Source organism: Aminobacter sp. UC22_36, assembly GCF_044056035.1.
Taxonomy (GTDB): domain Bacteria; phylum Pseudomonadota; class Alphaproteobacteria; order Rhizobiales; family Rhizobiaceae; genus Aminobacter.
In genome coordinates, this window is sequence record NZ_CP171996.1 from 1,929,099 (window position 1) to 1,951,393 (window position 22,295).

The 22,295-nt window shown below is 64.0% G+C and carries 27 protein-coding genes; 13 read left to right on the plus strand and 14 right to left on the minus strand.

What is annotated here, in order from left to right; all coding sequences use genetic code 11:
- Positions 1-73 precede the first annotated feature (73 nt).
- Positions 74-508 (minus strand): SH3 domain-containing protein, encoded by a 435-nt coding sequence (locus ACHMW7_RS12665; RefSeq protein ID WP_395450570.1) that lies wholly within the window; start codon positions 506-508, stop codon positions 74-76.
- 248 nt (positions 509-756) lie between these two features.
- Between ACHMW7_RS12665 and ACHMW7_RS12670 the strand changes: the two genes are divergently transcribed.
- The 3 genes from ACHMW7_RS12670 to ACHMW7_RS12680 all read left to right on the plus strand — a co-directional run bounded on the left by ACHMW7_RS12670 (position 757) and on the right by ACHMW7_RS12680 (position 4,044).
- The gene (locus ACHMW7_RS12670) at positions 757-1,896 is read left to right on the plus strand and encodes a glycosyltransferase family 4 protein (protein ID WP_395450571.1); all 1,140 of its coding nucleotides are present in this window, start codon (positions 757-759) and stop codon (positions 1,894-1,896) included.
- Entirely contained in the window at positions 1,893-2,981 is a 1,089-nt protein-coding gene (locus ACHMW7_RS12675; protein WP_395450572.1) for a CapA family protein, read from the plus strand. The genes ACHMW7_RS12670 and ACHMW7_RS12675 overlap by 4 nt, the downstream gene beginning before the upstream one ends.
- Before the next feature lie 109 nt (positions 2,982-3,090).
- The gene (locus tag ACHMW7_RS12680; protein WP_395450573.1) at positions 3,091-4,044 is read left to right on the plus strand and encodes a DUF3137 domain-containing protein; all 954 of its coding nucleotides are present in this window, start codon (positions 3,091-3,093) and stop codon (positions 4,042-4,044) included.
- 14 nt (positions 4,045-4,058) lie between these two features.
- On the opposite strand, the gene ACHMW7_RS12685 is transcribed toward ACHMW7_RS12680, so the two are convergent.
- The gene (locus ACHMW7_RS12685) at positions 4,059-4,316 is read right to left on the minus strand and encodes a SemiSWEET family sugar transporter (protein WP_395450574.1); all 258 of its coding nucleotides are present in this window, start codon (positions 4,314-4,316) and stop codon (positions 4,059-4,061) included.
- A gap of 465 nt (positions 4,317-4,781) precedes the next feature.
- Here ACHMW7_RS12685 and ACHMW7_RS12690 point away from each other — a divergent pair, with 465 nt between their 5' ends.
- Entirely contained in the window at positions 4,782-5,024 is a 243-nt protein-coding gene (locus ACHMW7_RS12690; RefSeq protein ID WP_395450575.1) for a DUF1344 domain-containing protein, read from the plus strand.
- 139 nt (positions 5,025-5,163) lie between these two features.
- On the opposite strand, the gene ACHMW7_RS12695 is transcribed toward ACHMW7_RS12690, so the two are convergent.
- Positions 5,164-5,568, minus strand: a complete 405-nt coding sequence (locus ACHMW7_RS12695; RefSeq protein ID WP_395450576.1) for a hypothetical protein — start codon at positions 5,566-5,568, stop codon at positions 5,164-5,166.
- Positions 5,569-5,888: 320 nt separating this feature from the next.
- Between ACHMW7_RS12695 and ACHMW7_RS12700 the strand changes: the two genes are divergently transcribed.
- Positions 5,889-6,827, plus strand: a complete 939-nt coding sequence (locus tag ACHMW7_RS12700) for a diacylglycerol/lipid kinase family protein (RefSeq protein ID WP_395450577.1) — start codon at positions 5,889-5,891, stop codon at positions 6,825-6,827.
- Between the two features lie 75 nt (positions 6,828-6,902).
- Here the strand turns inward: ACHMW7_RS12700 and ACHMW7_RS12705 are convergent, their stop codons facing one another.
- The 4 genes from ACHMW7_RS12705 to ACHMW7_RS12720 all read right to left on the minus strand — a co-directional run bounded on the left by ACHMW7_RS12705 (position 6,903) and on the right by ACHMW7_RS12720 (position 11,254).
- Positions 6,903-7,124 carry a DUF6500 family protein gene (locus ACHMW7_RS12705; protein ID WP_395450578.1) on the minus strand — a complete coding sequence of 74 codons (222 nt, stop codon included), beginning with the start codon at positions 7,122-7,124 and terminating at the stop codon, positions 6,903-6,905.
- A 215-nt stretch (positions 7,125-7,339) separates the two neighbouring features.
- On the minus strand, positions 7,340-8,257 hold the full coding sequence (locus ACHMW7_RS12710) for an NAD(P)-dependent oxidoreductase (protein ID WP_395450579.1): 918 nt from the start codon (positions 8,255-8,257) through the stop codon (positions 7,340-7,342).
- Positions 8,254-9,465 carry a mandelate racemase/muconate lactonizing enzyme family protein gene (locus ACHMW7_RS12715; RefSeq protein ID WP_395450580.1) on the minus strand — a complete coding sequence of 404 codons (1,212 nt, stop codon included), beginning with the start codon at positions 9,463-9,465 and terminating at the stop codon, positions 8,254-8,256. Before ACHMW7_RS12715 ends, ACHMW7_RS12710 begins: the two co-directional genes overlap by 4 nt.
- Before the next feature lie 172 nt (positions 9,466-9,637).
- Positions 9,638-11,254 (minus strand): GMC family oxidoreductase, encoded by a 1,617-nt coding sequence (locus tag ACHMW7_RS12720; protein ID WP_395450581.1) that lies wholly within the window; start codon positions 11,252-11,254, stop codon positions 9,638-9,640.
- 181 nt (positions 11,255-11,435) lie between these two features.
- Between ACHMW7_RS12720 and ACHMW7_RS12725 the strand changes: the two genes are divergently transcribed.
- Positions 11,436-11,828, plus strand: a complete 393-nt coding sequence (locus ACHMW7_RS12725; RefSeq protein ID WP_395450582.1) for an acyl-CoA thioesterase — start codon at positions 11,436-11,438, stop codon at positions 11,826-11,828.
- A gap of 469 nt (positions 11,829-12,297) precedes the next feature.
- Here ACHMW7_RS12725 and ACHMW7_RS12730 read toward each other — a convergent pair whose 3' ends face one another.
- Complete coding sequence (locus ACHMW7_RS12730) at positions 12,298-12,666, minus strand: winged helix-turn-helix transcriptional regulator (RefSeq protein WP_395450583.1); 369 nt, start codon at positions 12,664-12,666, stop codon at positions 12,298-12,300.
- Between the two features lie 101 nt (positions 12,667-12,767).
- On the opposite strand from ACHMW7_RS12730, the gene ACHMW7_RS12735 reads away from it, so the two are divergent.
- Entirely contained in the window at positions 12,768-13,373 is a 606-nt protein-coding gene (locus tag ACHMW7_RS12735; protein ID WP_395450584.1) for an NADPH-dependent FMN reductase, read from the plus strand.
- Positions 13,374-13,422: 49 nt separating this feature from the next.
- On the opposite strand, the gene ACHMW7_RS12740 is transcribed toward ACHMW7_RS12735, so the two are convergent.
- Complete coding sequence (locus ACHMW7_RS12740) at positions 13,423-13,818, minus strand: winged helix-turn-helix transcriptional regulator (protein WP_395450585.1); 396 nt, start codon at positions 13,816-13,818, stop codon at positions 13,423-13,425.
- Positions 13,819-14,049: 231 nt separating this feature from the next.
- Here ACHMW7_RS12740 and ACHMW7_RS12745 point away from each other — a divergent pair, with 231 nt between their 5' ends.
- Positions 14,050-14,346, plus strand: coding sequence for an alcohol dehydrogenase catalytic domain-containing protein (locus ACHMW7_RS12745; RefSeq protein WP_395451317.1), 297 nt, complete (start codon positions 14,050-14,052; stop codon positions 14,344-14,346).
- Positions 14,291-14,896: a zinc-binding alcohol dehydrogenase family protein gene (locus ACHMW7_RS12750; protein WP_395450586.1), complete on the plus strand. Its 606-nt coding sequence runs from the start codon at positions 14,291-14,293 to the stop codon at positions 14,894-14,896. Before ACHMW7_RS12745 ends, ACHMW7_RS12750 begins: the two co-directional genes overlap by 56 nt.
- Positions 14,897-14,939: 43 nt before the next feature.
- Here the strand turns inward: ACHMW7_RS12750 and ACHMW7_RS12755 are convergent, their stop codons facing one another.
- From ACHMW7_RS12755 to ACHMW7_RS12775, 5 genes are all read right to left on the minus strand, one after another.
- Positions 14,940-16,250, minus strand: coding sequence for a hemolysin family protein (locus tag ACHMW7_RS12755; RefSeq protein ID WP_395450587.1), 1,311 nt, complete (start codon positions 16,248-16,250; stop codon positions 14,940-14,942).
- 85 nt (positions 16,251-16,335) lie between these two features.
- Positions 16,336-17,043 carry an LssY C-terminal domain-containing protein gene (locus ACHMW7_RS12760; RefSeq protein WP_395450588.1) on the minus strand — a complete coding sequence of 236 codons (708 nt, stop codon included), beginning with the start codon at positions 17,041-17,043 and terminating at the stop codon, positions 16,336-16,338.
- A 154-nt stretch (positions 17,044-17,197) separates the two neighbouring features.
- Positions 17,198-18,199, minus strand: a complete 1,002-nt coding sequence (locus tag ACHMW7_RS12765; protein ID WP_395450589.1) for an extensin family protein — start codon at positions 18,197-18,199, stop codon at positions 17,198-17,200.
- Between the two features lie 95 nt (positions 18,200-18,294).
- The gene (locus ACHMW7_RS12770) at positions 18,295-19,002 is read right to left on the minus strand and encodes an extensin family protein (RefSeq protein ID WP_395450590.1); all 708 of its coding nucleotides are present in this window, start codon (positions 19,000-19,002) and stop codon (positions 18,295-18,297) included.
- Between the two features lie 352 nt (positions 19,003-19,354).
- Positions 19,355-19,780, minus strand: a complete 426-nt coding sequence (locus tag ACHMW7_RS12775; RefSeq protein WP_395450591.1) for a DUF3775 domain-containing protein — start codon at positions 19,778-19,780, stop codon at positions 19,355-19,357.
- A gap of 153 nt (positions 19,781-19,933) precedes the next feature.
- On the opposite strand from ACHMW7_RS12775, the gene ACHMW7_RS12780 reads away from it, so the two are divergent.
- The 4 genes from ACHMW7_RS12780 (at position 19,934) to msrA (ending at position 22,290) form a co-directional block, all read left to right on the plus strand.
- On the plus strand, positions 19,934-20,284 hold the full coding sequence (locus ACHMW7_RS12780; protein WP_395450592.1) for a DMT family protein: 351 nt from the start codon (positions 19,934-19,936) through the stop codon (positions 20,282-20,284).
- Positions 20,285-20,344: 60 nt separating this feature from the next.
- On the plus strand, positions 20,345-21,007 hold the full coding sequence (locus ACHMW7_RS12785) for a tetratricopeptide repeat protein (protein WP_395450593.1): 663 nt from the start codon (positions 20,345-20,347) through the stop codon (positions 21,005-21,007).
- Positions 21,008-21,038: 31 nt separating this feature from the next.
- Positions 21,039-21,578, plus strand: coding sequence for a tetratricopeptide repeat protein (locus tag ACHMW7_RS12790; RefSeq protein WP_395450594.1), 540 nt, complete (start codon positions 21,039-21,041; stop codon positions 21,576-21,578).
- Positions 21,579-21,783: 205 nt separating this feature from the next.
- A complete protein-coding gene (msrA, locus tag ACHMW7_RS12795; RefSeq protein ID WP_395450595.1) occupies positions 21,784-22,290 on the plus strand; it encodes a peptide-methionine (S)-S-oxide reductase MsrA in 507 nt (168 codons plus the stop codon).
- The last annotated feature ends 5 nt before the right edge of the window (positions 22,291-22,295 follow it).

The window sequence follows — 22,295 nt, forward strand, 5'->3', positions numbered from 1 at the left end:
GCGCGGATGCCGGAAAGCCGGCACCCGCGCCGATCAGCAATCGTACTCCTGACATCAGGCTGTCAGGAAGTTGTCACCGCGGGCAGGGGAAGCCGGGAGCGATCTTGCAGTGTGCGCCGGGCGGACGCGGCCTTGGAGGCCGTGGCTTGGGTGGGCGATTCCAGTGTGGCGGCCGGTTCCAGTGCGGCGGGCGGTAATGCGGCGGCCGCACGACGATTGTCGGGGCCACGACCACGGCCGGCGGGCGGCCGACATAGTCGGAGAGATAGTTGGCGGAGACCCAGCCGCGCAGCCCGTCGCCCCGGATGTTGCACCAGTTGCTTTCGCAGCCGCGCAGATCGACCCGCGTGCCTTCGTAGAGCGTGCCGACCTTGGCGTAGCCAGTGCCGGGACCGGTGCGGACATTGACGTTGCCGGTGGTGTAGGCATCGGCGGCCATGGCGACAACAGGCAGTGCCACCATTCCGGCCAGCAAGGCCACAGTGGTGACAAGTCTTCGAAACATCATGGGCAGTCCCTCCAGGCCTGAATCATTCCGAACTGCTTGAGATTACTGCCTTTTGTCACGCGCGCCAGTGTGTGACCGAGAATATCCTTTATGCCTGGGTAACAGAGCTGCAACAGCCTGAGGCGTAGCGCCATGACGTGCAGAAGCTGAGTATGCTTGATCGTTTTGGAATGTTAGAGAGCGTCCATTCAGTTCCGGAACCGGCGACAGATGAACTTCCTGACCTCCCGTTTGCAGACGCCAGCGCAATGAAGATCGCGCATCTTGTCGGCCATGGCGCGCTGAACGGCGTTGCCACCAGTTCGCGGATCCTGATCCAGGCACAGCTCGACGCTGGGCATGAGGTGATGCTGGTGCATTCGCTGGGCTCGTGGATCGAGCAGCAGCAATTTAGCGGCCCGATCCGGATGATGGGCTCGAACTTCGCCACGACGCCGAAGGAGCTTCGCCGTGTCGGCTACGCGATTCGCGACTGGGGCGAAGACGTGGTGCACACCCATGGCAGCCGCGGCAACAAGTTCGGGCTGGTGTTCCGCTGTGCCGCCGGAACGCCGATCGTGATGACGGCGCATGCGCGCCAGTACCAGCTGCCGTGGCTTTTCGCCCATGAGGTGATCGGGCTCAGCCAGTGGACAGTGGACTATTACATCAAGTACTGGCTGGTTTCGCGCCGCCACATCCACCTGCTGCCCAATATGTTCGACGTCTCCAGGGTCGAGCCTGTGTCGGCGACCTCCCGGGCGCGGGCTCGCGCGGTCCTCGGCATTCGTGAGCAGGCGTTCCTGGTCGGCTCGGTCGGGCAACTCGGCCGGCGCAAGAACCAGAGCGACATGGTGCGCGTGCTGCGCCAGCTGCTGGGCAAGGGTGTCGATGCCGAGTTGCTGGTCGTCGGCTCGACCCAGCAGGGCAACGACATCATGCCCGAGTGGGATGGAGCGATCGCCGCACCGGAAATGCAGGGACGAATCCATCTGCCGGGGCTGCGCACTGACGCGCTCGACCTGCTGCCGGCCTTCGACGTTTTCCTGATGACCTCGCGCGACGAGCAGGCGCCGATCGCGCCGCTGGAGGCGATGGCGGCGGCTTTGCCGGTGCTGTCGACGCGAGTCGGCAACATGGTCGACCTGCTGCCGGAAGAGCAGACCTTTGCCGTCGGCGACGTCGACGGCATGGCGGCGGCCGCGCTGGAATTGCGCGACGAAGCCAGGCGACGGGCGGTGGGGCAGGCGGGGCGGCAGGAATCCCACGCCAGCTCGACCCGCGGCGCATCGTTGGCGAGATCGACGGGATCTACCGCCTGGCCATCGAGCGGTCGAGCAAAAAGCGCCGGCAAAAATAGCGCCGGCCCGGAACCGCCAGCTGTGCGCAATGAAATGCTGCTAGTGTGACAGTGGTCAATTTCAGGCGCAGCGTGTCCAACTATCCCTTCTCCTACAAGATTTCCTGGCCGGCGCGGTTCGTGAAACCGTCGCTGCGTGGCGCCGCCGCCGGCTGTCTGCCCGATCAGGTGCGGTTCCTGCCCAAGCCAGGACAAAGTGTGCGGCTGGCATTCGTTGGCGACATTTCCGCCGTCGCCAACCGACAGCCGCCGGTTTTCGACCGCGAACTGGTTTCGCTTCTGGCCTTGGCGGATCTGGTCGTCGGCAATTGCGAAAGCCCGGTGGTGGACATGCCGCGCGCCCGGTTTGGGACGCGGCTTGGAACGCATCACGCGATGACGCGGGAATTTCTCCAGGGCGCGCTGGCGGCAGCGGCGATCGCGCCCGAACGGCTGGTGCTGTCGCTCGCCAACAACCACATGCTCGACCAAGGCATCGACGGTTTCGAGGCGACGCGTTCGGCGCTCGATGCGCTGGGCGTAGGGACGATCGGAAATACGCCCACGGTCACCAAAGTCGCGGTGGGGTCACTGACGCTGGGGCTGACCGCATTCACGCAATGGCGCAACGCGCCGGCTTCCGAGTTCGCCGGGCGCGTGGCCATGGCCGATGCGTTCTTTGCTGCTGCCGGCAATGGGCTCGCGGGGGTGGAAGGCGTTGATCTCGTTTGCGCCGTGCCGCATTGGGACTGGGAGTTCCGCCATTTCCCGCGCGCCGACACGCGCGCCTGGGCGAAAAGGCTGGCGCAATTGGGCGTCGGGCTCGTTGCCGGGCATCACGCCCATGTCGTGCAGCCGATGGCGCGGATCGACGACACGCTGGTGGCTTATGGGCTGGGTGATTTCCTTGGCACCGCCTTGGCGCGACAGCCCTGGCCGGGGCGGATCGCGGCGATCTTTCTCGTCGACGTCAGCGCCGATGCGGCAACGCGCGGCGAGATCGCGAGCTACCGGCTGGTGCCGTTCATGCGCCAGCGCGACGGCGAGCGCGAAAAGATGGTACCCCTCGACAAGGTGGACGGGGAACTGGGCGTGAAGGCGCGGGCACGCTGGCAAGCGGTCTACGGGACGGGCTCAGCCGGCCTCACAAGCTGAGTTCCGGTTATCGCGCCATCTCCTTGTTTACGCCGCGACATTTGACGAAAAGCCGTTATCATCCAGCCGGCGCGTCCGGCACGATGCCGGCGCGCCTTTGGGGGCAGATATGAGCGCAACCGGTTTCATGCCCGACGATGCGGCGATCGCGGGCATCAGGAAAAACCTCGAGACCTATGAAGCCGAGCGCAATTCGATCCGGCGTTCGACATTCTGGCGGGTGCCGCTCTATCTCGGTGGCCTGGTCGTTACCGTTGTTGCCCTGGCGCTGGTGTTCAATCTCGTTGCCGACCCTGCGGAGGTCTGGCTGTCGACGCCGCATGTCTATCTTTATGTCGTGGCTTTCATCGCCGCCTTCTTCGTCTACTTCCGCGCGACGAAGCCACTCGACGCTGCCAACGCTTCGTTTCGCAACAAGTTGCTGCCGATCGTCTTTGGCTTCATCAAGAACATGAAACATGAAAGAGGCGCGACGCCGCCCTCCTTTGGAAAGCTGCCGGGCGCGACGGTCGGCAAATTCAACATCCTCGAAATCGACGACTTCATTTCGGGCAACTATGAGGGCTTTAACTTCGAGCTCTACGAAGCGCTGCTGACACAACGGGCAGACAAGCACGACTCGACCGCCTTTCAGGGTGTGATCGTGGCATTCGGGCTGGAAAAGCCTTTTCCTGGCATTCTGATCGCAACAGTCCGAACCAATGCGGTTTTGAGTTTTTTCGGCGAACTCTTCGGCAGCGGGTTGAAAGAGATCAGGTCGGGCGTGTCCGAACTGGACATGGCCTATGACTTCCGCACCAGCAATGTCGAGTTGGCGCAGCCGCTGGTGTCAGGGCAGATGGCGCAGGCGCTGACCTGGCTCAAGGAAGCATGGCCGGGCGAGCCGGCGCGCATCGCGCTTTCCGACAAGGATGGCTTCCTGCTGCTGCCAGACAAGAGAAATTTCTTCGAGCTGCCGGCTGCGAACGTGCCGCTGGACTACAAAACGCATATCGAGCCAATGATCGCCGACATGGCGACGATGCTGGCGATCACCTCGCTGGTGCGCAAGATCGGGACTTGAGCCTTCGGGCAGCGTCAGCCGAAGCGCAGCTTCAACCCGACGATGGCGAGGATGAAGACCAGGGTGATCGCGTTGGACAGGATCACCGGCAGCGAGCCAAGCGCCACGCCATAGACGATCCACAGCGAGATGCCGGTGGCGAGCGCCGCGTTGGTGCCAAGCGAGATGTCGCTGGTCTTGCGCTCGCGCAGGATCTTGGCGATCTGCGGCAGCCAGCAAAGCGTGGTCAGGATGGCGGCGACGGCGCCGACGATTTCAAACAGGGGGTTCAAGGCGGGAGCTTCCCAAAAGCACACATCGTGCGGCGCGAGCTATGCCAGAATCACCGGCCGCTGTGAAGCGGACCGAGCGAGTTGGACCAACGATACGACGGCGCAAAACGTCGCGGCACGGTGCATCGGCCGCCATGCGAAAATGTTCCCGGCCGGCCTCGAAACGACGTTTTGTGATCGGGGGGGGTTGAAATCCGGCCTTGAGGTGGCGAGGCGATGACAGGGGTGTGACGGCCACCGGCGCATGCGAGCCAAGGGTGGAAGCCGCATCGCACGATGCCGAAGCGGCCGCAACAGGGCCGGTTGCTGCCAAATACGGCAGAAATAAGCCTATGATTCTGTTCGATAATTTCACGCAACGTGATTTGCGCCGAGCCGGCTCGACAGTCAGTCTCCATCTCGTTCGGCGGGCCTTGCTGCGAAAGCGAAGCCCGCGAGGACGAAGACAGAACGGGAGTATCTGACATGAAGAAGTTCCTTGCAACGACCGCCGCTTCGCTCGCCTTCATCGGTGCCGCCTATGCCGCTGATATCGAAGGCACCGTCCAGTCGGTCGATCCGGCGACGCGTTCGATCACGCTTGAGGACGGCAAGACCTATGTCGTGCCCGAGAGCATCAAGGTCGACGGCCTGGCCGCCGGCGCCAAGGTCAAGGTGACGGTGGACGACACAACGGGTGCCGTGACCGCGATCGAAGCGGCGTCGTAGTACTGAATTGCGAGTTCGCCCTGCCAGCTCTGCCATGTGCCAGGGCGAGCGCCATTCTCGACACCTTCCAAGACGCATTATCAAACTGCGGCCGGCCTCTTCAGGGGTCGGCCATTTTTTCAACTGGCTGGATGTTGGCTCAGAAGCCGATGTTTGCGGCAAGCCAGCTGGATGAGCGCTTGGCCACCGCAAGCGTGCCATCGGCGAAGCGGTCGAGCCCGGAACGAACCAGCGCATAACCATTGGCCGTGCGGTAGAGCACGGAGCCATCGTCTTGCGGTGTGCCGAGATAGGCGGCCGGCAGGACTTGAGGCTGTGTCGCCGGAGCAGCGGCGAGCTGCGGGTCGGCGAAAGCGGTGGTGCGGCAGATGCCTGTCACCAGCGGATAGGCGTGATTGCCTTCGCGCAGGATGCGGCTTTTCATCGACGCCTCGCAATCGGCGACGGAGGTCCACTGTGCCGGCGTCTCGCCGATATATTCGCAAAGCTTGGCGTCGCAGTCGCAGCCGACGATGGTCATGGCGACAAGGGCTGACTTGATCACGGTCCGAATCCTCAGGGATTGTTGACGAAGCGATTTCTCTGCTCTGATCACGGCGCCAGTTGGCCGCAATCATGGCATGATGGTGGCGCCGGACATTCCCGGTGACGTTGTGGCCGCGAAGGCTCGCTGGATGTGAGTTTCGCAACCTTTTCCTTGCGCATTTGCTTGCCATAGCGTCGCGCGTCCTGGATGTGCGAAGGAGGCTGTAACACTTTGAATCGGTAGATGATCCGTTCCGAAAAACGATTCCGATTTTCGGGGTCATGTACTAACAATAAGCGCGGAGGCGGTGGCGCGTTGCTGCCGGGGAGGGTGCGTTGGTGAAGGTCGGCGTTGTCAGGAATCCGGTGGCCGGGGGTGGCAGGCTGGACACGCACTGGACCGAGGTTGCGGCGGTACTGGCCGCGCGCTTCGGCGAGGTGGAGTTTCGCGAGACCTCGGAGCCCGGCGACGGCGCGGTCATCGCCCGCGACCTTGTGGCACTTGGCTGCGAGCTGGTGGTCGCTGCCGGTGGCGACGGCACGATCAGCGAGGTCGCCGACGGGCTGCTGCAGATGCAGGCCGAGGCGGGCGCCGGCGCTGTGCTCGGCGTCTTGCCGTGCGGCACCGGGTCGGATTTCGCTCGCGGCATGGGAATCCCGGTCGAGATCCAGGCGGCAATCGCGCGCATCGCCGAGGGTGAGGACCGGCTGATCGATGCTGGACGCATTTCCTTCATCGACGACCACGGCCGGCTGGCGAGCCGGCATTTCGTCAACATCGCCAGCCTCGGCATGTCGGGTGCGACGGTGCGGGCGGTCAACACTGACCGGCGCAAGCGCTGGGTGCCGGCCAAGGCGCTGTTTTTCTGGCGCACGGTGACCGAGTTCGTGCGTTACCGTTTCCAGGACGTGCGCATCAGCGTCGACGACGGCGAACCGGTCGAGGCCAGGGTGGCGCTGGTGGCGGTGGCCAACGAGCGCTTCTTCGGCGGCGGCATGATGATCGCGCCCGATGCCGTGCCCGACGACGGGCTGTTCGACATCGTCATCCTGCGCGCCGCGAGCAAGATGAAGCTGATCTTCGACCTGCGCCTGCTCTATGGCGGGCGCCACCGCAACCACCCTGCGATCACCATCCTGCGCGGCCGCAAGGTCGTGGTCGAGCCGCTTGGCGATCCGCTCGCCAATGCCGCGCTCGTCGACATCGACGGCGAGTCACCGGGGCATATTCCTGCGACCTACGAGATGGTGCCGAAGGTGCTGAAGGTCAGATGTTGATTCAAGCGGTTCGGAGACCGAGTCCGGGAACTGTCGTAAGCTGCTGAAATTGAAGAGGTGGGCTCTGAGCGGTAGCTAGGCGTCCATCACCCTGACCATCGCCTGGATCTTCGTCGCCTTCTCGAAATGATCGAGACTGTGAGTGCGGATCCACCATTCGGCGGCTTCCATGAGCAGCTCCGGATCGTCGTTGCGGTTGGCGAAAAACGCGTAGAACGACAGCCCGACATCGGACCCCTTGGCCGCGATCTTGCGCGCGCAGACGTCGAGTATCTTTGCTCTCAGGCTCGGCCGCATCGGAGAATCCCTTTTCGTATGCTGGCGAGAGCTAAGTCGTGTCGAGGCCGGGAGTCAAAGGGGGCGGGCAGGCGGCGCCGCGTCTACCCTCCCCCTTGTGGGAGGGTCGATCTGCGAAGCGGAGCGGGGTGGGGGTACTCTCACGCGTTGCCGACCCCCACCCCGGCGCTTCGCGCCGACCCTCCCCACAAGGGGGAGGGTAAAGAGGCGGCGCCTCACAGCTTCGCTGGGAAACCCGGTGCGCGCAGGTCGCTGCCGGTCGAGTCCTCCAAAAGCTTGACAACCATCGTCGACCAGGCGTCGCCGCCATAGGCGGCCTTGCCCTGTTCGAAGATCGCGGCGACGCGGGAAGCGAGGTCGAGCGGCACGCCGAATTCGTCGCCCATGCCGAGGGCGAAGCCGAGATCCTTGAGCGCCAGATCCATGGTGAAGCCGATGTCATAGGAACCGTTGAGGACGAGCTGGCTTTCGGTCTCATGCACAAAACTGTTGCCCGATGAGGCGACGATGGCGTGGTAGGCTTGGGCGAGGTCGAGCCCGCCCTTCCGGGCCAGCATCAGCGCTTCGCCGGCGGCGACCAGGTGGATGAAGGCCAGCATGTTGGTGATGACCTTGATCACCGCCGCCGAGCCGACCGGTCCCATCAGGAACGATCTGGCACACATCGCCTCGATGGCAATGCGGTGGCGGGCGTAAAGGGCGGGATCGCCACCGACAAGCGCGGTGATCTTGCCTTCTGCCGCGAGATGGACGCCGCCGGTGACAGGGCATTCGAGCGTGTAGATGCCGCTATCGGCGGCGAGATCGGCGAGGCGCAGGATGTCGTCGCGGCCGTTTGTCGACATCTCGATCCAGGTCGCACCCTTGGGCAGGCCTGACAGCAGTCCGCCCGGTCCCGTTAGCACCGCCTCGCTGACCTTGGGCGAGGGCAGGCAAGTGATGGCGTTGCCGGCGCGGGCGGCGGCTTCGGCAGGACTTGCGGCAGATGCGGCACCGAGCGCGACGAGACGAGCGATGGCGGCCGGGTCGCGGTCGAATACGGTGATCGCAAAACCACTGCGCAACAGGCTGGCTGCCAGATTGCCACCGAGGTGGCCAAGGCCGACAAAGGCGTAGGCGAGTGGTTCTGTCACGGCATCAACGGCGTCTGCACCATCTGCAGGTGCAGGTGGGGACCGTCATAAGGATTGGCCTCGCAGACCGCCTCGTCGAGCTCGACGCCGAGGCCGGGCTCCTTCGAGGGGATGACGTGGCCGTCCTGCCATTCGATCTTCTTCTTCAGCAGCGTTGCGTGGAAGCCGTCCCACTGCTTGAGCGATTCGAGGATGAGGAAATTGGGCAAGGTGACGGCGAGCTGAATGTTGGCGGCGCCAACGATCGGCCCGCAATAGCAATGGGGCGCGATCTGGATGTGATAGGCCTCGGCCATGGCAGCGATCTTCTTGGTCTCGAGGATGCCGCCCGAGCGGCCGAGATCGGGCTGCAGGATGGCGGCGGCGCGGTTTTCGATGACCCGGGCAAACTCGAACTTGGTGGTCAGCCGCTCGCCGGTGGCGATCGGGATCGAGGTGCCGCGCGCGACTTGCGCCATCACCTCGGGCATGTCTGGCGGTACCGGTTCCTCGAACCACAGGGGACCGTAGGGTTCGATGGCCCGCGCCATGCGCAGCGCGCCGGAGGCGGTGAACTGGCCATGCGTGCCGAACAGGATGTCGGCGCGGGTGCCGACAGCTTCGCGGATCGCCTTCATCATGCGCGTGGAGAGATCGATGTCGGCGAGCCGCGGCTGGTGGCCGTCGAAGGCTGTCCACGGGCCAGCCGGGTCGAGCTTCACGGCATCAAAGCCCTGGTCGACATAGAGCGCCGCGCATTCGGCCGCCATGTCGGGGTCATTGTAGACGTTCTTCGGCGCGACGTCCTCGGTGTGGACACTGCCCGAATGCGGGTAGAGGTAGGTGTAGGAGCGCAGCGTCTCGTGCACCTGGCCGCCGAGCAGCTTGTATACGGGTTTGCCGGCCTCCTTACCGATGATGTCCCAGCAGGCCATCTCCAGCGCCGAGAAGCAGCCCATGGCCGATACGTCGGGCCGCTGCGTGAAGCCGGAGGAATAGCAGCGGCGAAACAGGTTTTCGATGTCGTGCGGGTCCTGTCCCAAGAGGTAGCGCTCGGCCATGTCCTCGATCATCCGCGCCGTGACATGAGCGGAGAAGGTGGCGTTGTAGGCCTCGCCATAGCCGACGACGCCGCCGTCGGACGTGAGCTTGACGAAGATGAAGTATTTGCCGCCGATGCCGGGCGGCGGGTTGTTGACCACGAAGGTCTTGACGTCGGTGATCTTCATCGATGCTCCTCCCGGGAAATCGTTGACGTCTGGGGCCGCCCCTCATCCCCTGCCGGACCTTCTCCCCGTAAGAACGGGGCGAAGGAGGCTGGCTGCAAGGCTGGCGAACCCTCTCCCCGTCCTTCACGGGGAGAGGGCAAGGTTGAGGGGCTGCGCGAGCTCTCGGAGCTGTTCACCCTGCATCCTCCAGCACCAGCTCCGCGCCCTTCCAGCCGGTCATGATCGCGGTGGCGTTGGTGTTGCCGGTGATGTTGTCGGGAAAGATCGAGGCGTCGATGACGCGCAGGCCAGCCAGCCCATGGACGCGCAAGCGGGCATCGACCACCGACGTTGCCGGGTCGGGACCCATGCGGCAGGTCGAAACGGGGTGGTAGACGGTGCCAGAGCGCTTGCGGAAATCCTGAATCAAGTCGGCGTCGGAAGTGATTGACGGGCCTGGCAAAACCTCGTCCGCGATGATCTCGGCGATGGGCGACTGCGAGGCGATCCGGCGCAGGAACTTGACCGCATCCAGCATCTCGGCGACGTCGCTCTCGGTCGAGTAGGCGTTGACGGTGATGCGCGGGTGGACGGTCGGGTCGGCCGAGCGGATCATGATCTCGCCGCGGCTTGATGGCCGGCAGTTGGACAGGCCGATGGAGAAGCCGGGGAAGGGGTCGGGCGTCAGGATCGGGCGCTCGCCGGCCTTGGGCAGCACGGTCGAAAAGACCTGGAAATAGAGCTGCATGTTGGGCCGCGCGCGGCCCGGGTCGGAGCGGAAGAAACCGCCGCCCTGGTTCATGCTCATCGACAGCGGGCCGGAGCGGAGCAGCAGATATTGCATGCCGGCCAGCGCCTTGCCCCACCACGGCCGCAAGAGCTGGTTGAGCGTCGGCACCTTGGCCTTCCAGGTGTAGTTGACGCCCTGGTGGTCCTGCAGATTGCGGCCGATATGTTCGTTGGCGTGCAGCACCGATATGCCGAGTTCGCTGAGCAGCGCTGCCGGACCGATGCCGGAGAGCTGCAGCAGTTGCGGCGTGTTGACCGAGCCGCCGGAGAGGATGACCTCGCGGCCGGCGCGGGCGGTGAATTTTTTCCCATTCTGCAGATACTCGACGCCGACGGCGCGCTTGCCCTCGAACAGCACTTTGGTCACCAGCGCATTCGTTTCGACACGAACGTTGGGGCGCTTCATCGCCGGGCGTAGGAAGCCGCGCGCCGCAGACATGCGGCGGCCGTCCCGGGTGGTGATTTGATAAACGCCGACACCCTCTTGGGCCTCGCCGTTGAAGTCCTGATTCAAAGCGAGGCCGGCCTGCTGTCCCGCCGCCAGGAAGCGCTGGGTAAGCGGATGGACCTTCTTCCTGTTGTCGGTGACATGGATCGGGCCGCCGCTGCCGCGCAGCGTGTTGCCGCCGGCTTCGTTGTCCTCGATCGCCTTGAAGGCCGGCAGCAGGTCGTCAAAGCCCCAGCCGGGATTACCGGCATCGCGCCAGGCGTCGAAATCATCGCGCGCACCGCGGATCCACACCATGGCGTTGATGGAGCTGGACCCACCCAGGACCTTGCCACGTGGCCAGTGGTCCCTGTTGCCGGCAAGACCGGGATCGGCTTCGGCGGCGTAGTTCCAGTTCACTTCAGGGTCGAAGAAGGTCTTGCCGTAGCCAAGCGGCATCTGGACGAAGAAGCGGCGGTCGGTGCCGCCGGCCTCGAGCACCAGCACGGAATGACGGCCGCTTGCCGAAAGCCGTTCGGCCACCACCGAACCGGCGGAGCCTGAACCGACAACAATGAAATCGAACGTCTGCATGTGGGCGGCGGCCTGTCGGAATTCCTCGATGCGGCCAGACTATCGCCTCGGCGAAAGGCTTCGGCGTCGGTTACGGCATGGCCTGTGAAAAATGCGACCGGCCGATACAACAGATGCGGCGTTGACGCGGCCGCCGCAGCAAAGTTACGGGTGGAGAGCATAACGGTTCAGGGAAAAGACGATGGTTCAGTATGCCGATGGCCAGCCGACAGGCGAACTCACGCTGAGGACGCTGGCGATGCCCGCCGACGCCAATGCCGCCGGCGACATCTTCGGCGGCTGGGTCATGGCGCAGATGGACCTTGCCTGCGGCATCCGCGCCGCCGAGCGCGCGCGGGGCCGCGTCGTGACGGCGGCGGTCAAGGAAATGGCCTTCGCCAAGCCGATGAAGATCGGCGACACGCTGTGCATCTACACCCATGTCGACCGCGTCGGCCGCACCTCGATGACGCTCAAGGTCGAAGCCTGGGCGCAGCGTTATCTCTCCGACATGATGGAAAGGGTGACTGACGCCGATTTCGTCATGGTGGCACTGGATGGCGAGGGCAAACCGAAGCCGGTGCCAGCGGAATAGGGCCGCTGTTGGGTGCGTCCTTGGGCTCGCCTTTGATAAGGGACGTGGGCTTTGTCGCAATCTGCTGGGCGTTGGGCATAATATTCGGCCAGTTCGTTGGCTGAATTCCCGGCCCCCTGAGCCTGGACCGTGGGTGACGGCGTCGCGGTCACGGCATGGATTCCCGACACACTCCGCTCGTTTCACTCGCTCACGAGGGTCGGGAATGACAAGCTGACAGTGCCGTCACCGCCAATCGCAGATGTCGGAGATTTGCGGACGTCTCCCCGCGATCCGTCATTCCCGACCTCTTGAGCGACCATAGGGAGCGGAGAGTGTCGGGAATCCATGCCGTTAAGTTAGAGAAGCCAGAGACGGTCCAAGCGTTGGCGCTGGAGTGGTCCAGGCGTTCGCGTCGTCTCCGAGAGTGTTACATAAAGCCAGCCGGAAAGACTGCGCCGGGGCAACATCAAGTCCAGACGAGGTGTTTCTACTCTACCGCCGCGTCGAATCTCGTCCGCGCTTCGGCGACGCGGCGCTGGTTGAGACGCGCCCATTCGCCGAGTGCGAAGACGGGAACAAGCAGTTCACGGCCGAGATCAGTGAGCTCGTAGTCGACGCGTGGCGGGATCGTCGGGAAGACGGTGCGGGTGACGAAGCCGTCGCGCTCCAGCCCGCGCAATGTGGTGGTCAGCATCTTTTGCGAAATGCCGCCGACGGCATGACGCAACTCGTTGAAACGCATGGCGCCGTCGCCGAGCTTGCCGACGACGAGCACCGTCCATTTGTCGCCGACACGCTGCAGGATATCGCTGACGGCGCGGCAATCTTCGGTGCGGTGCGGGTGCCTCGGTATCAAAAAAGTGCCTCCTTGTGCACGTGTTTTTCAGTCACCTATATAGCGTGGGTATCCATTAGTTACCAGTATCGCTTCGATACTCACGCCCGAAAGGTTCCTCCATGTCCAAGCCCAAGATCGCCATCATCGTCGGCTCGACGCGCGCCGCCCGCTTCGCCGACACGCCGGTGGAGTGGATTGCCAAGATCGCAAAATCCCACGCAGATATCGAGGTCGAAATTGTCGACCTGAGAGATTTCCCGCTGCCGTTCTTCGACGAGGTCGCCTCGTCCGCCTGGGTGCCGTCGCAGAACGAGGTTGCTCAGCGCTGGCAGAAGAAGGTCGCCGAGTTCGACGGCTACATCTTCACCGCCGCCGAATATAATCATGGCCCGACCGCCGTGCTGAAGAACGCGCTCGATTACGCCGCCAAGGAGTGGAACAAGAAGCCGGCCGGCTTCGTCGGTTATGGCGGCGTCGGTGGGGCACGTGCCGTCGAGCAGCTGCGCATGCATGCCGTCGAGCTGCAGATGGCGCCGACCAAGGCTGCCGTGCACATCGTCTGGGCCGACTTCCTGGCTGTGCGCCAGGGCGAAAAGAAGCTGTCGGATTTCGAGCACCTCAACCAGTCGGCGAACGGGCTGGTCGAAGAGATCACCTGGTGGGCAAAGGCATTGAAGATCGCACGCGACGCCGATGTGTTTGCCGAAGAAGCCAAGGCTGCCTGATCAGCGACTTCCTCCCAAGCAACTTCAGGGCGGCCCTGAGCCGCCCTTTTCATGCCGCCTGAGCACCAGAGCGCGCCAGGCGCGGCCGGATCACGCAATCGGCGACGTGGTCGAGTTCGTTCTGCTCCTCGGCGTGGCGCTGGCCCCATTGGCAAAGCGCAAGCAACACCGGCTCCAGGCTGAGGCCGAGCGGGGTCGCGGCGTATTCGACGCGCGGCGGGATCTCGCGGAAGATTTCGCGGTCGACGAGACCGTGCTCCTCCATCTCGCGCAGCTGCTGGATCAGGACCTTCTGGGTGATGCCGAGGACAAGCCGCTTCAGTTCCGACAGCCGCCGCGGCCGGTCGAACAGATGGTACAGGATCACCGCCTTCCAGCGGCCCGAAATCACCTTCAGGGCACGTTCCGCAGGCAGTGCGGGCAGTCGCTTGGTCGACCCGGCCATGGTCACCTCCTGGTGGGTATGGAACGAAAGAGTTTGTAGTTCGGACGTCGGAGATAGTGGCACACAACGCTCGTTGCCATAGCCATCGAGGTTGTCATGCGAGCTGTTCAATTAAAGCGTTTTGGCGATCCGGATGTTTTGCAGATTGTCGAAATTCCAAAACCCGCGCCGGGTCCAAGCGAGGTTCTGATCCGATCGCACGCGGTCGGGATCAATTTCTTCGAAGTGCTGATGCGTGCAGACCGTTATGCGGAGACGCCGGAACTGCCGATCATCCTCGGCGTGGAGGCTGCCGGCATCGTCGAGGCCGTTGGGCCTGGAAGTCGATGCTTCCCTACTGGGCAAGCGTGTCGCCGCGCTGCTGTTCATGTCGAAAAGGCCGTATGGCGGCTATGCCGATTATGTGACGATCGATGCGCATCTCGCTGTGCCGTTGCCCGAGGATCTGGCTTTCGATCAGGCGACGGCGCTGATGGTGCAGGGCCTGACGGCACTGCATCTGCTCCGGGAAAGTCCACCGCAGGGTAAGTCGATCCTCATCAATGCGGCTTCCGGTGGCGTCGGCACGCTTTTGATCCAGCTGGCAAAACGCGCCGGCGCCAGGCAGGTGATTGCCGCGGCAGGCACTCCAGGCAAGCTCGACCTCGTTTCATCGCTCGGTGCGGATGCCGGAATCGACTACAGCAAGCCGGATTGGCCGGCGCGCACGAGGAAGGCCAGCGGCGATGCGGGCGTCGATATCGTCTACGATATGGTCGGCGGCACGATGACGGCGGCAGCGCTCGATGCGCTGGCGCCAGGCGGCGAATTGGTGTTTGGCGCGATGGGCAGGTTTGCGCTCGATACAGCACACATCGAGGCGATGCTGGCGGCCAACCAGTCGCTCAAGGGGTTTGCGCTGTTGCCGCTGCTTTCGCTGGAGCTGCTCTGCAGCGATCTCGGCGAACTCTTCCAGTTGGCTTCGACAAGTGAGCTCAAGGTTGTGCTGGGCGCGCGTTTCCCGCTCGATCGTGCAAGCGATGCGCACCGCGCCATCGAACAGCGGCGCTCGTCGGGAAAAGTCGTGCTGGTGCCATAAGATTGGCGGCGATTGCCACCAATCTCAGAGGTTGGCGGTGCTCCTACCGTGCCGGTTCGCGGTGGGTGCCGGGCAGCCTTGACGCCAGCACCTTGTCGATGCGGCGGCCGTCAAGATCGACGACTTCGAAGCGCCAGCCCTGCGCGTCGACGCATTCGCCGGTGGCGGGCAGGTGGTGCATGTGAGAGAGCACGTAGCCGGCAACGGTTTCGTAGTCGCGGTTCTCCGGCAGGTCGATGCCGAGCTGGTCTGCCATCTCGTCGGCCTGCATGTAGCCGGCGAGCAGCCAGGAGCCGTCCTCGCGCTGGACAGCGTTGTCGACATCGTCCTCGTCGAGGTCGGAGCGGAACACCCCGGTGATGGCCTCGAGAATGTCGGCGGGCGAGACGACGCCTTCGAAATGGCCGTATTCGTCATGGACCAGCGCCATCGGCACGTCGGACTGCTTGAGCGTGGCGAGCACGTCGAGCGCATCGGCCTGATCGTGGACGATGGGTGCTGTGCGCACATGCTTGCGCGGGTCGAAGGCGCGGCCGGCAAGCAGCGAGGCGAGCAATTCGCGGGTCTGGATAACGCCGACCATGGCGTCGACCGAACCTTCGCCGGCGGGCAGGCGCGAGTGCTGGGTTTCCATCAGGAGCTTGCGGGTGGCCGTCTCTTCGGCCTGGAGGTTGATCCAGTCGACCTCGGTGCGCGGGGTCATGACGGCGCGCACAGCGCGGTCGCCCAGGCGCATGACGCCGGCGATCATACGGCGCTCGTCGGACTCGATCGTGCCGTGATGCTCGGCTTCGGCGACAAGCATCTTGATCTCTTCGTCGGTGACCTTTTCCTCGCTCTCGCCGCGCTGGCCGAGCAGCCACAGGACAGAGCGACCGGAAATGTCGAGCAGCCAGACCAGCGGCAGCGCGACCTTGGCGAGCAGCGCCATGGCGGGTGCGACGCGCGAGGCGACGCCCTCGGGGTCGCGCAGGGCGATCTGCTTAGGCACCAGTTCGCCGATGATCAGCGAGCCATAGGTGATGATGGCAACGACGATGCCGACGCCGAGCGCGTCGGCGACACGGGAGCTCACGCCCGAGTCCGCAAGGACGATGCTCAGCCTCTGGCCGAGCGTGGCGCCGGAAAACGCGCCGGAGAGCACGCCGACAAGCGTGATGCCGATCTGCACGGACGACAGAAATTTGCCCGGGTTGGCGCCGAGCTCGAGCGCGCGGCCGGCGCCCTTGACGTTGCGGTCGATCATCGCCTTGAGGCGGGCGGGGCGGGAAGAAACGATGGCAAGTTCGGACATTGCCAAAAGGCCGTTCACACAGATGAGGACGACCACGATACCGATTTCAGCGTATAACATGATGGTCGCTGCATAGCATTGCTTAAGCCCCTTCGAAAAGACGGCTTGGAAAATACTCTTCCCCTGCGACAGGGCGATGATGCCGCTATTTATCCGGCACAAGCACGGCCATCAGGACCTTCCCGTCGGTGAAATAGGGATCGCCGCCCCCATTGCGGCCGGCCTTGGTCAGGCCAATGCCAGGGATCGTCTTCACCGACTCGATATGTCCGGCAGCGGTCAGATCGCCGATCAGCGAATTGCGCTCGGCATCGATGTCCGGCCCGATGTGGTGGGTGATCGCGCCCGTGTCGTGACTGACGCCAACGCCGCGATCGAAGCTCGCGGCGCCGTACCAGGTCGGCCGACCGTCGGCGCCGGGGGTAAATGTCAGCCACAGGCGAATGTGGTGGCGGACGTCGGGGCTGTCGCCAACGGGCTTTTCGAAAGCGAGATCCTGTCGACGGCCATTGAACAGCAGCGTGCTGACAGGCGCGTCGACATAAGGGCGGTCGAGTAGCACGCTTTCACCGATTTCAACCGCGGACGTCACCGACAGGCGATCGGCGCGGTCCCAACCGGCGGCGGTGAACGCAGCGACGACGTCTTCCTCGGTGCCGACAAGGCCGATGTTGATCGGGTCGCCGGGGATGCCTTGTTCGGTGGTGGTCAGCAGGGCCTCAGGCTTGAGGCCGTCGCGCAGGAAGCGAAACGACCAGAATTCGGGGGCGGCGAAATAGGCGAGCGCGAGGTAGCTCGCGCATAGAGCGGCGAACCACAGGGCTGCCTGTCGGTGCAGTTTTCCCCGTATCATCCAACCCCGCTGCCGATGGGCCGCGCCAGATTGCGGCGCGAACTGGAACCCGGAAAAACCATGGGTTGCATTAGAAAAATAAGTATTAGCAGTAACTTTTGCAGAGCGCACGGTGCATTCGACCGGGACGCAGCCCGATCGACGGAGAAATGCGCTAGCGGCAGGCGCGGTAGCCGTTGCGGCGTTGCTTGATGTCGAAGTGGAAATGGTTGCGGTGGTCGTAATTGTAGCCGGGGCCGAGCACGGTGTTGAAATAGCTGCAGCCGTCGGAGCGGATGGTGTTGAGGAAGCCGCGCGTCCGGAACGCAAACAAGCCGGGCTTTTCGACGTCGATGTCGCGGCCGCTGTTGAGCTCGATGCGCATGATGTCGAGCGCGTTGCCCTTGCCGTGTTCGGACAGCGTGCGCGAGCCGGCGATCTTGCGGCAGGAGTAGCTCGAGCCCTGGTGGATGGTCTTGACGCCGGAGAAGTAGCGCAGGCGCGCCGCCGGCACCAGATCGCGCTTGGTCCAGGCGGCGAAGCTGGCCGCCATCTGGCAGGTGACGGTGGCAGCCGGTTTCATCTGCACCGACCCGATGGCCGAGACCTTGACCGGATAGTCGATGCCGCAGGCCGCACCTTCGCGGATTGGCGGCAGGTCGCGGTATTGCACGTCGAGCTTCTTGAGGTCGCTGCGGCAATCGACCTCGTCGGCCGGCATGACGGCGGGCCGCATCGGCGCTGTCTGCGGCATATCAGAGGGATCGTTGAGCTTTGGATAAGCGACCATGTAGGGATTGGATGGCACCAGCGTCTGCATGCCGCGCCCCTGGGCCGGTGCAAGGGCGGCGGTCTGTACCGGCTGCGGTGCCGCGGGTTCGATCTCTTCGAACTGCGCAGCCTGCGCATCGAGGGTCGGCTCTATCGCCGGAGCTGACTGGGCGACCAGTGCCGGGTCGGACTGTTGATCGACCATCACAGGTGCTGTTTCGACAGGGCCTAGTGACGCGGTCTGCGAACCGACGTCGACGGCGGGCTGGAGCGCGAAGACATCGCCAGTCGTGCAGGAACTGACGCCAAGGCCGGCGACGACCAGGGTCGTGGCGAGCAACAGGGCGCGCTGGCGCGCGGTACGCGGCGATCCGACCGGGATGGTGGCGCGCGAATCTGCGGCCATGCGAAGGCTCCTGTCCCCTTGAGCAGCAAAGCCTAGCCGCCAAGGGTAAAGGAAAGATCAGCGCCGGCGTTTACGGCTGCGGCCGAATTGCGGCGCTACTGGCAAAACGTGCCGCCGTTGCGCCGCGGCGCAAGGTCGAAGTGGAAATGCTGAGCGTGGTCGGCATCGCTGCCGGGGCCGAGCACTGTCTTGAACGGCCCGCAGGCGGCCTTGCGCACGACGCCAAGGAATTTCGCATTCTTCTCCGGCGGTGCCGGTTCGACATCGACGGCCGTGCCCTTGGCGAGCGTGAAACGGGCGATGTCGAGGGCGTTGCCGAAGGCATGTTCGGACAGCTTCCTGGTGCCGTTGCGCGGCCGGCAGACATAGGCCGAGGCCTGACCGACAACGGTCAGCTCATCGCCGAATTCGGCCTTCGCCGCCGGCGCGATGATGTTGGCGGCAAAGCGGGCCGAGGCCTCGGCGGTGGCGCAGTTGATGATCGCGTCGGGCTCGATGTCGATCTGTCGGGACAGCCGCTGGAGCTTGAGTGCAAAAGGCAGGGCACAGCCTTCCACGTCGCTTTGCGGGGCAAATTCCTCGAACTCGACGCCGAGCACCTTCAGCCGCGTGCGACACGCGGCCTCTTCGAGCGGCATCGTTGCGGGACGCGGCGCGCTGGAGCGCTTGTCGGGTAGCATCCTCGGCGCCGGCGGGCCAAATATCTCCCGGTCGGACGGCGCTTCGGTGCCATCGGGGCGGGACGGCGGGATCGGGACCGCCTTGGCATTCGCGGGCTCTTCCGGCATTGGCGGGCCGAACATCGGTCGATCTGGACGCTGGCCCAGAAGGTCCGGGCGTGGCTCGGGCCTGGGGATCGACACCTGCCCGGATTGCGGCTGCGCCGCGGACGATTGTTGGGGCAGGGCCGACGCCGGGGCCGCCTGTGGCACGGGTGCGCGATCGGGCAGTGGAGGCTTTGGCGCTTCGGCGAAGCCGTGCGGGATCGCTGCGAAGGTCGCCAACGGCAATACAAGGATCAGGGAAAGCAGGCGGGGCTTGCATCTGTGCATCGCCGGTCAACGTCGCCGACGGTCTGCGGGTTGCCGAAACCCACCTTGCGAAGCGATCACATTCAGTGACGCGCTGTCATCAGCGCATGCGGCCGGCGCGCGTTTACGCGCCCAAGGCCTCGAGACCTTCTTCGAGCCAGTCGCCCAGCATCGGCATGCCAAGCAGGTATTTGGCGGTACGGCGGTTGCCGCGCTGCCGCGCTTCGGCGACCGCGTCCTGCCACTCCGCGGCGTCGTAGTCGCCGCGCCCGACCCATGCAAGTGCCACCAGTTCCGCCGCCTGGTCGACATTGAGGTCGGCGATCAGCCCGCGCAGTTCCTTTTCGGTGAGGTTTTCGGACTCTTCCTCGGCGAGCCCGTCGTGACGATGGTTGTCGTGGGTGTCGCCGTCATATTCGACCTCGTGTTCGGCGCCGTCTTCATAATCCTCATTGACGCCGGCGCTGATCGCCTTGGCCTTGAGGATGAACAGCCGGACGGTGTCCGGCCCGATGGTCAGGTCCCACTCTTTTTCGCGCCGCTGCTGCACGAGCGTGCTCCTGTGTGCCTTCCCCCCATCTGATGATAGCGCATTTGGCGGCAACGTCACTGCCTCGATATTCGCGGCGTGGTTGCCGTGGTTGACACGCCGCAGCGTGAGGCAGAAATAGCCCGGTCTTCCTCCCTCCAGACGGTATCTCCCATGGCTTTTCTGCTTTCGCCCAAGGTTCTTCCCGTGCTGATGCTGATTGCATCCAATGTGTTCATGACGTTCGCCTGGTACGGGCACCTGAAGTTCAAGGCCGCCCCGCTCTACGCTGCGGTGATCTTTTCCTGGTTGATCGCGTTTTTCGAATACTGGCTGGCTGTGCCGGCCAATCGCATCGGCCACGAGTTTTACACGGCGGCGGAACTCAAGACGATTCAGGAGGTGGTGACGCTCAGCGTCTTCGTCATCTTCTCGGTGTTCTACCTCAAGGAAGGCATCACCTGGAACCACGCCATGGGCTTCGCGCTGATCACCGGCGGCGCGGCGCTGATTTTCCGCGGCTGAGGACGAAAGGCCTGCTCCGATGCGTTTGCCTCGATGGGGGACGCATCGGTGGAGGTAACCATGCAGATCCGATATCTGAAGCTTCTGGCCAGCGCGCTGGTGGCGCTGCCGCTGTTTGCCGTTCCCGTGATGTCCGCTGACGGAGGCGGGGGCGGAGGAGGAGGCGGTGGGGGCGGCGGCATGGGCGGCGGCAGTGGCGGTGGCGGCGGCGCCGACCCGGTGAAATGCCGCACCGGCCTCGTCTACAACAAGAAGACCAAGAAGTGCGAACCGCCCAAGGCCGGCATGATCGACGACGACAGCCTCTATCTGGCTGGACGGGCGCTTGCCATGGATGGCAAGTATGATGAGGCGATCAAGGTTCTGGCACTTGCCGCGGACAAGACCGATGCGCGCATCCTCAACTATCTCGGCTATTCGCACCGCAAGGCGGGACGCATCGTCGTCGGCCTCGGCTACTACCAGGAAGCTATCCTCAACGATCCCGACTACATGCCCGTCCGCGAATATATGGGCGAGGCGCATCTGACGCTCGGCGACGTCGCCGGCGCGCGGCTGCAACTGGGTGAAATAGCCAGCCGCTGCGGCACCGGTTGCCGCGAGTACGGACTCTTCGAGAGAGCAGATCGACGGCTATCTGAAAGGATAGGAAGGGGAAGTTCGCGGGCCGACATTCGCGTGCGATACGTTCGTCCGGATGAAATGCGGCCTCAAATGCGTTAGTCTGTCGATGGGCGCACTCTAGGAGGTAGCGATGCAGACCCGAATTGCGAAAGTGCTTGCTGGCGTTTTGGTGTCGCTGCCGTTGCTGGCGGTGCCGGTGTTCTCGGCCGATAGCGGCGGGAGCAGCAACGGCGACGAGGTGAAATGCAATAACGGCATGGTCTACAACAAGAAGACCAAGAAATGTGAACCGCCCAAGGCGGGCATGATCGACGATGACAGCCTCTATTCGGCCGGCCGGGCGCTCGCCATGGACGGCAAGTATGACGAGGCGATCAAGGTGTTGACGCTTGCCAGCGACAAGACTGACCCACGCATCCTCAACTATCTCGGCTATTCGCACCGCAAGGCGGGACGCGTGCTTGTCGGCCTTGGCTACTATCAGGAAGCGCTGCGCAACAATCCTGATTACACGCTGGTGCGCGAATATATGGGCGAGGCGCACTTGATGCTCGGCGACGTCGCCGCCGCACGGGCCCAGCTGTCAGAGATCGAGAAGCGCTGCGGCAAGGGCTGCCGCGAATACGGCATGCTGGAAGAGCACATCGACGCCTATTTGCGCGCCGGCTGAGCCAGCACGATTTTGAACAGGGACCGGGTCGGTGGCCCGGTCCTCGTTATGTCCAACCCGAACAATTCAGCCATTTTCAACGCAAGTGTGCAGCCGACGGCGGAGCATCAGTGTTCAGCGATCACGCGTTCGTTTGCATCGACGAACTCGAAAATCGAACCCTTGATCATTATCTAAGGCCCATCACCAACAAGGGAGAAGCCGCATGAAGACCGAGCAGGCAATTCTGGCTGGCGGGTGTTTCTGGGGAATGCAGGATCTGATCCGACGCCTTCCAGGCGTCGTCTCCACGCGTGTGGGCTATTCGGGCGGCGACGTGGCGAACGCGACCTATCGCAATCACGGCAGCCATGCCGAGGCGATCGAGATCGTTTTCGATACGTCGAAGACGGATTTCCGCAACATGCTGGAGTTCTTCTTCCAGATCCACGACCCCACGACGCGGGACCGCCAGGGCAATGACCGCGGTACGAGCTATCGCTCGGCGATCTTCTACACGTCCGACGAGCAGCGGCAGGTTGCCGAAGAGACGATCAAGGACGTCGATGCCTCGGGATTATGGCCGGCCAAGGTGGTGACCGAACTGGCTCCTGCCAGCGATTTCTGGGAGGCCGAGCCGGAGCATCAGGACTATCTGGAGCGTTTCCCGAATGGCTACACCTGCCACTTCGTTCGCCCGGGCTGGAAGCTGCCACGTCGAAGCGCTGCCTGACGGCG

Coding starts and splice junctions, on each gene's coding strand:
- ACHMW7_RS12785 (WP_395450593.1), top strand. CDS start 20,345: ATGCAGATCCGATATCTGAAGCTTCTGGCCAGCGCGCTGGTGGCGCTG.
- ACHMW7_RS12745 (WP_395451317.1), top strand. CDS start 14,050: ATGCGTGCAGACCGTTATGCGGAGACGCCGGAACTGCCGATCATCCTC.
- ACHMW7_RS12790 (WP_395450594.1), top strand. CDS start 21,039: ATGCAGACCCGAATTGCGAAAGTGCTTGCTGGCGTTTTGGTGTCGCTG.
- msrA (WP_395450595.1), top strand. CDS start 21,784: ATGAAGACCGAGCAGGCAATTCTGGCTGGCGGGTGTTTCTGGGGAATG.
- ACHMW7_RS12690 (WP_395450575.1), top strand. CDS start 4,782: ATGAAGAAGTTCCTTGCAACGACCGCCGCTTCGCTCGCCTTCATCGGT.
- ACHMW7_RS12770 (WP_395450590.1), bottom strand. CDS start 19,002: ATGTTCGGCCCGCCAATGCCGGAAGAGCCCGCGAATGCCAAGGCGGTC.
- ACHMW7_RS12760 (WP_395450588.1), bottom strand. CDS start 17,043: ATGATACGGGGAAAACTGCACCGACAGGCAGCCCTGTGGTTCGCCGCT.
- ACHMW7_RS12720 (WP_395450581.1), bottom strand. CDS start 11,254: ATGCAGACGTTCGATTTCATTGTTGTCGGTTCAGGCTCCGCCGGTTCG.
- ACHMW7_RS12725 (WP_395450582.1), top strand. CDS start 11,436: ATGGTTCAGTATGCCGATGGCCAGCCGACAGGCGAACTCACGCTGAGG.
- ACHMW7_RS12665 (WP_395450570.1), bottom strand. CDS start 508: ATGATGTTTCGAAGACTTGTCACCACTGTGGCCTTGCTGGCCGGAATG.
- ACHMW7_RS12670 (WP_395450571.1), top strand. CDS start 757: ATGAAGATCGCGCATCTTGTCGGCCATGGCGCGCTGAACGGCGTTGCC.
- ACHMW7_RS12755 (WP_395450587.1), bottom strand. CDS start 16,250: ATGTTATACGCTGAAATCGGTATCGTGGTCGTCCTCATCTGTGTGAAC.
- ACHMW7_RS12715 (WP_395450580.1), bottom strand. CDS start 9,465: ATGAAGATCACCGACGTCAAGACCTTCGTGGTCAACAACCCGCCGCCC.
- ACHMW7_RS12750 (WP_395450586.1), top strand. CDS start 14,291: ATGGTGCAGGGCCTGACGGCACTGCATCTGCTCCGGGAAAGTCCACCG.
- ACHMW7_RS12680 (WP_395450573.1), top strand. CDS start 3,091: ATGAGCGCAACCGGTTTCATGCCCGACGATGCGGCGATCGCGGGCATC.
- ACHMW7_RS12705 (WP_395450578.1), bottom strand. CDS start 7,124: ATGCGGCCGAGCCTGAGAGCAAAGATACTCGACGTCTGCGCGCGCAAG.
- ACHMW7_RS12735 (WP_395450584.1), top strand. CDS start 12,768: ATGTCCAAGCCCAAGATCGCCATCATCGTCGGCTCGACGCGCGCCGCC.
- ACHMW7_RS12765 (WP_395450589.1), bottom strand. CDS start 18,199: ATGGCCGCAGATTCGCGCGCCACCATCCCGGTCGGATCGCCGCGTACC.
- ACHMW7_RS12740 (WP_395450585.1), bottom strand. CDS start 13,818: ATGGCCGGGTCGACCAAGCGACTGCCCGCACTGCCTGCGGAACGTGCC.
- ACHMW7_RS12780 (WP_395450592.1), top strand. CDS start 19,934: ATGGCTTTTCTGCTTTCGCCCAAGGTTCTTCCCGTGCTGATGCTGATT.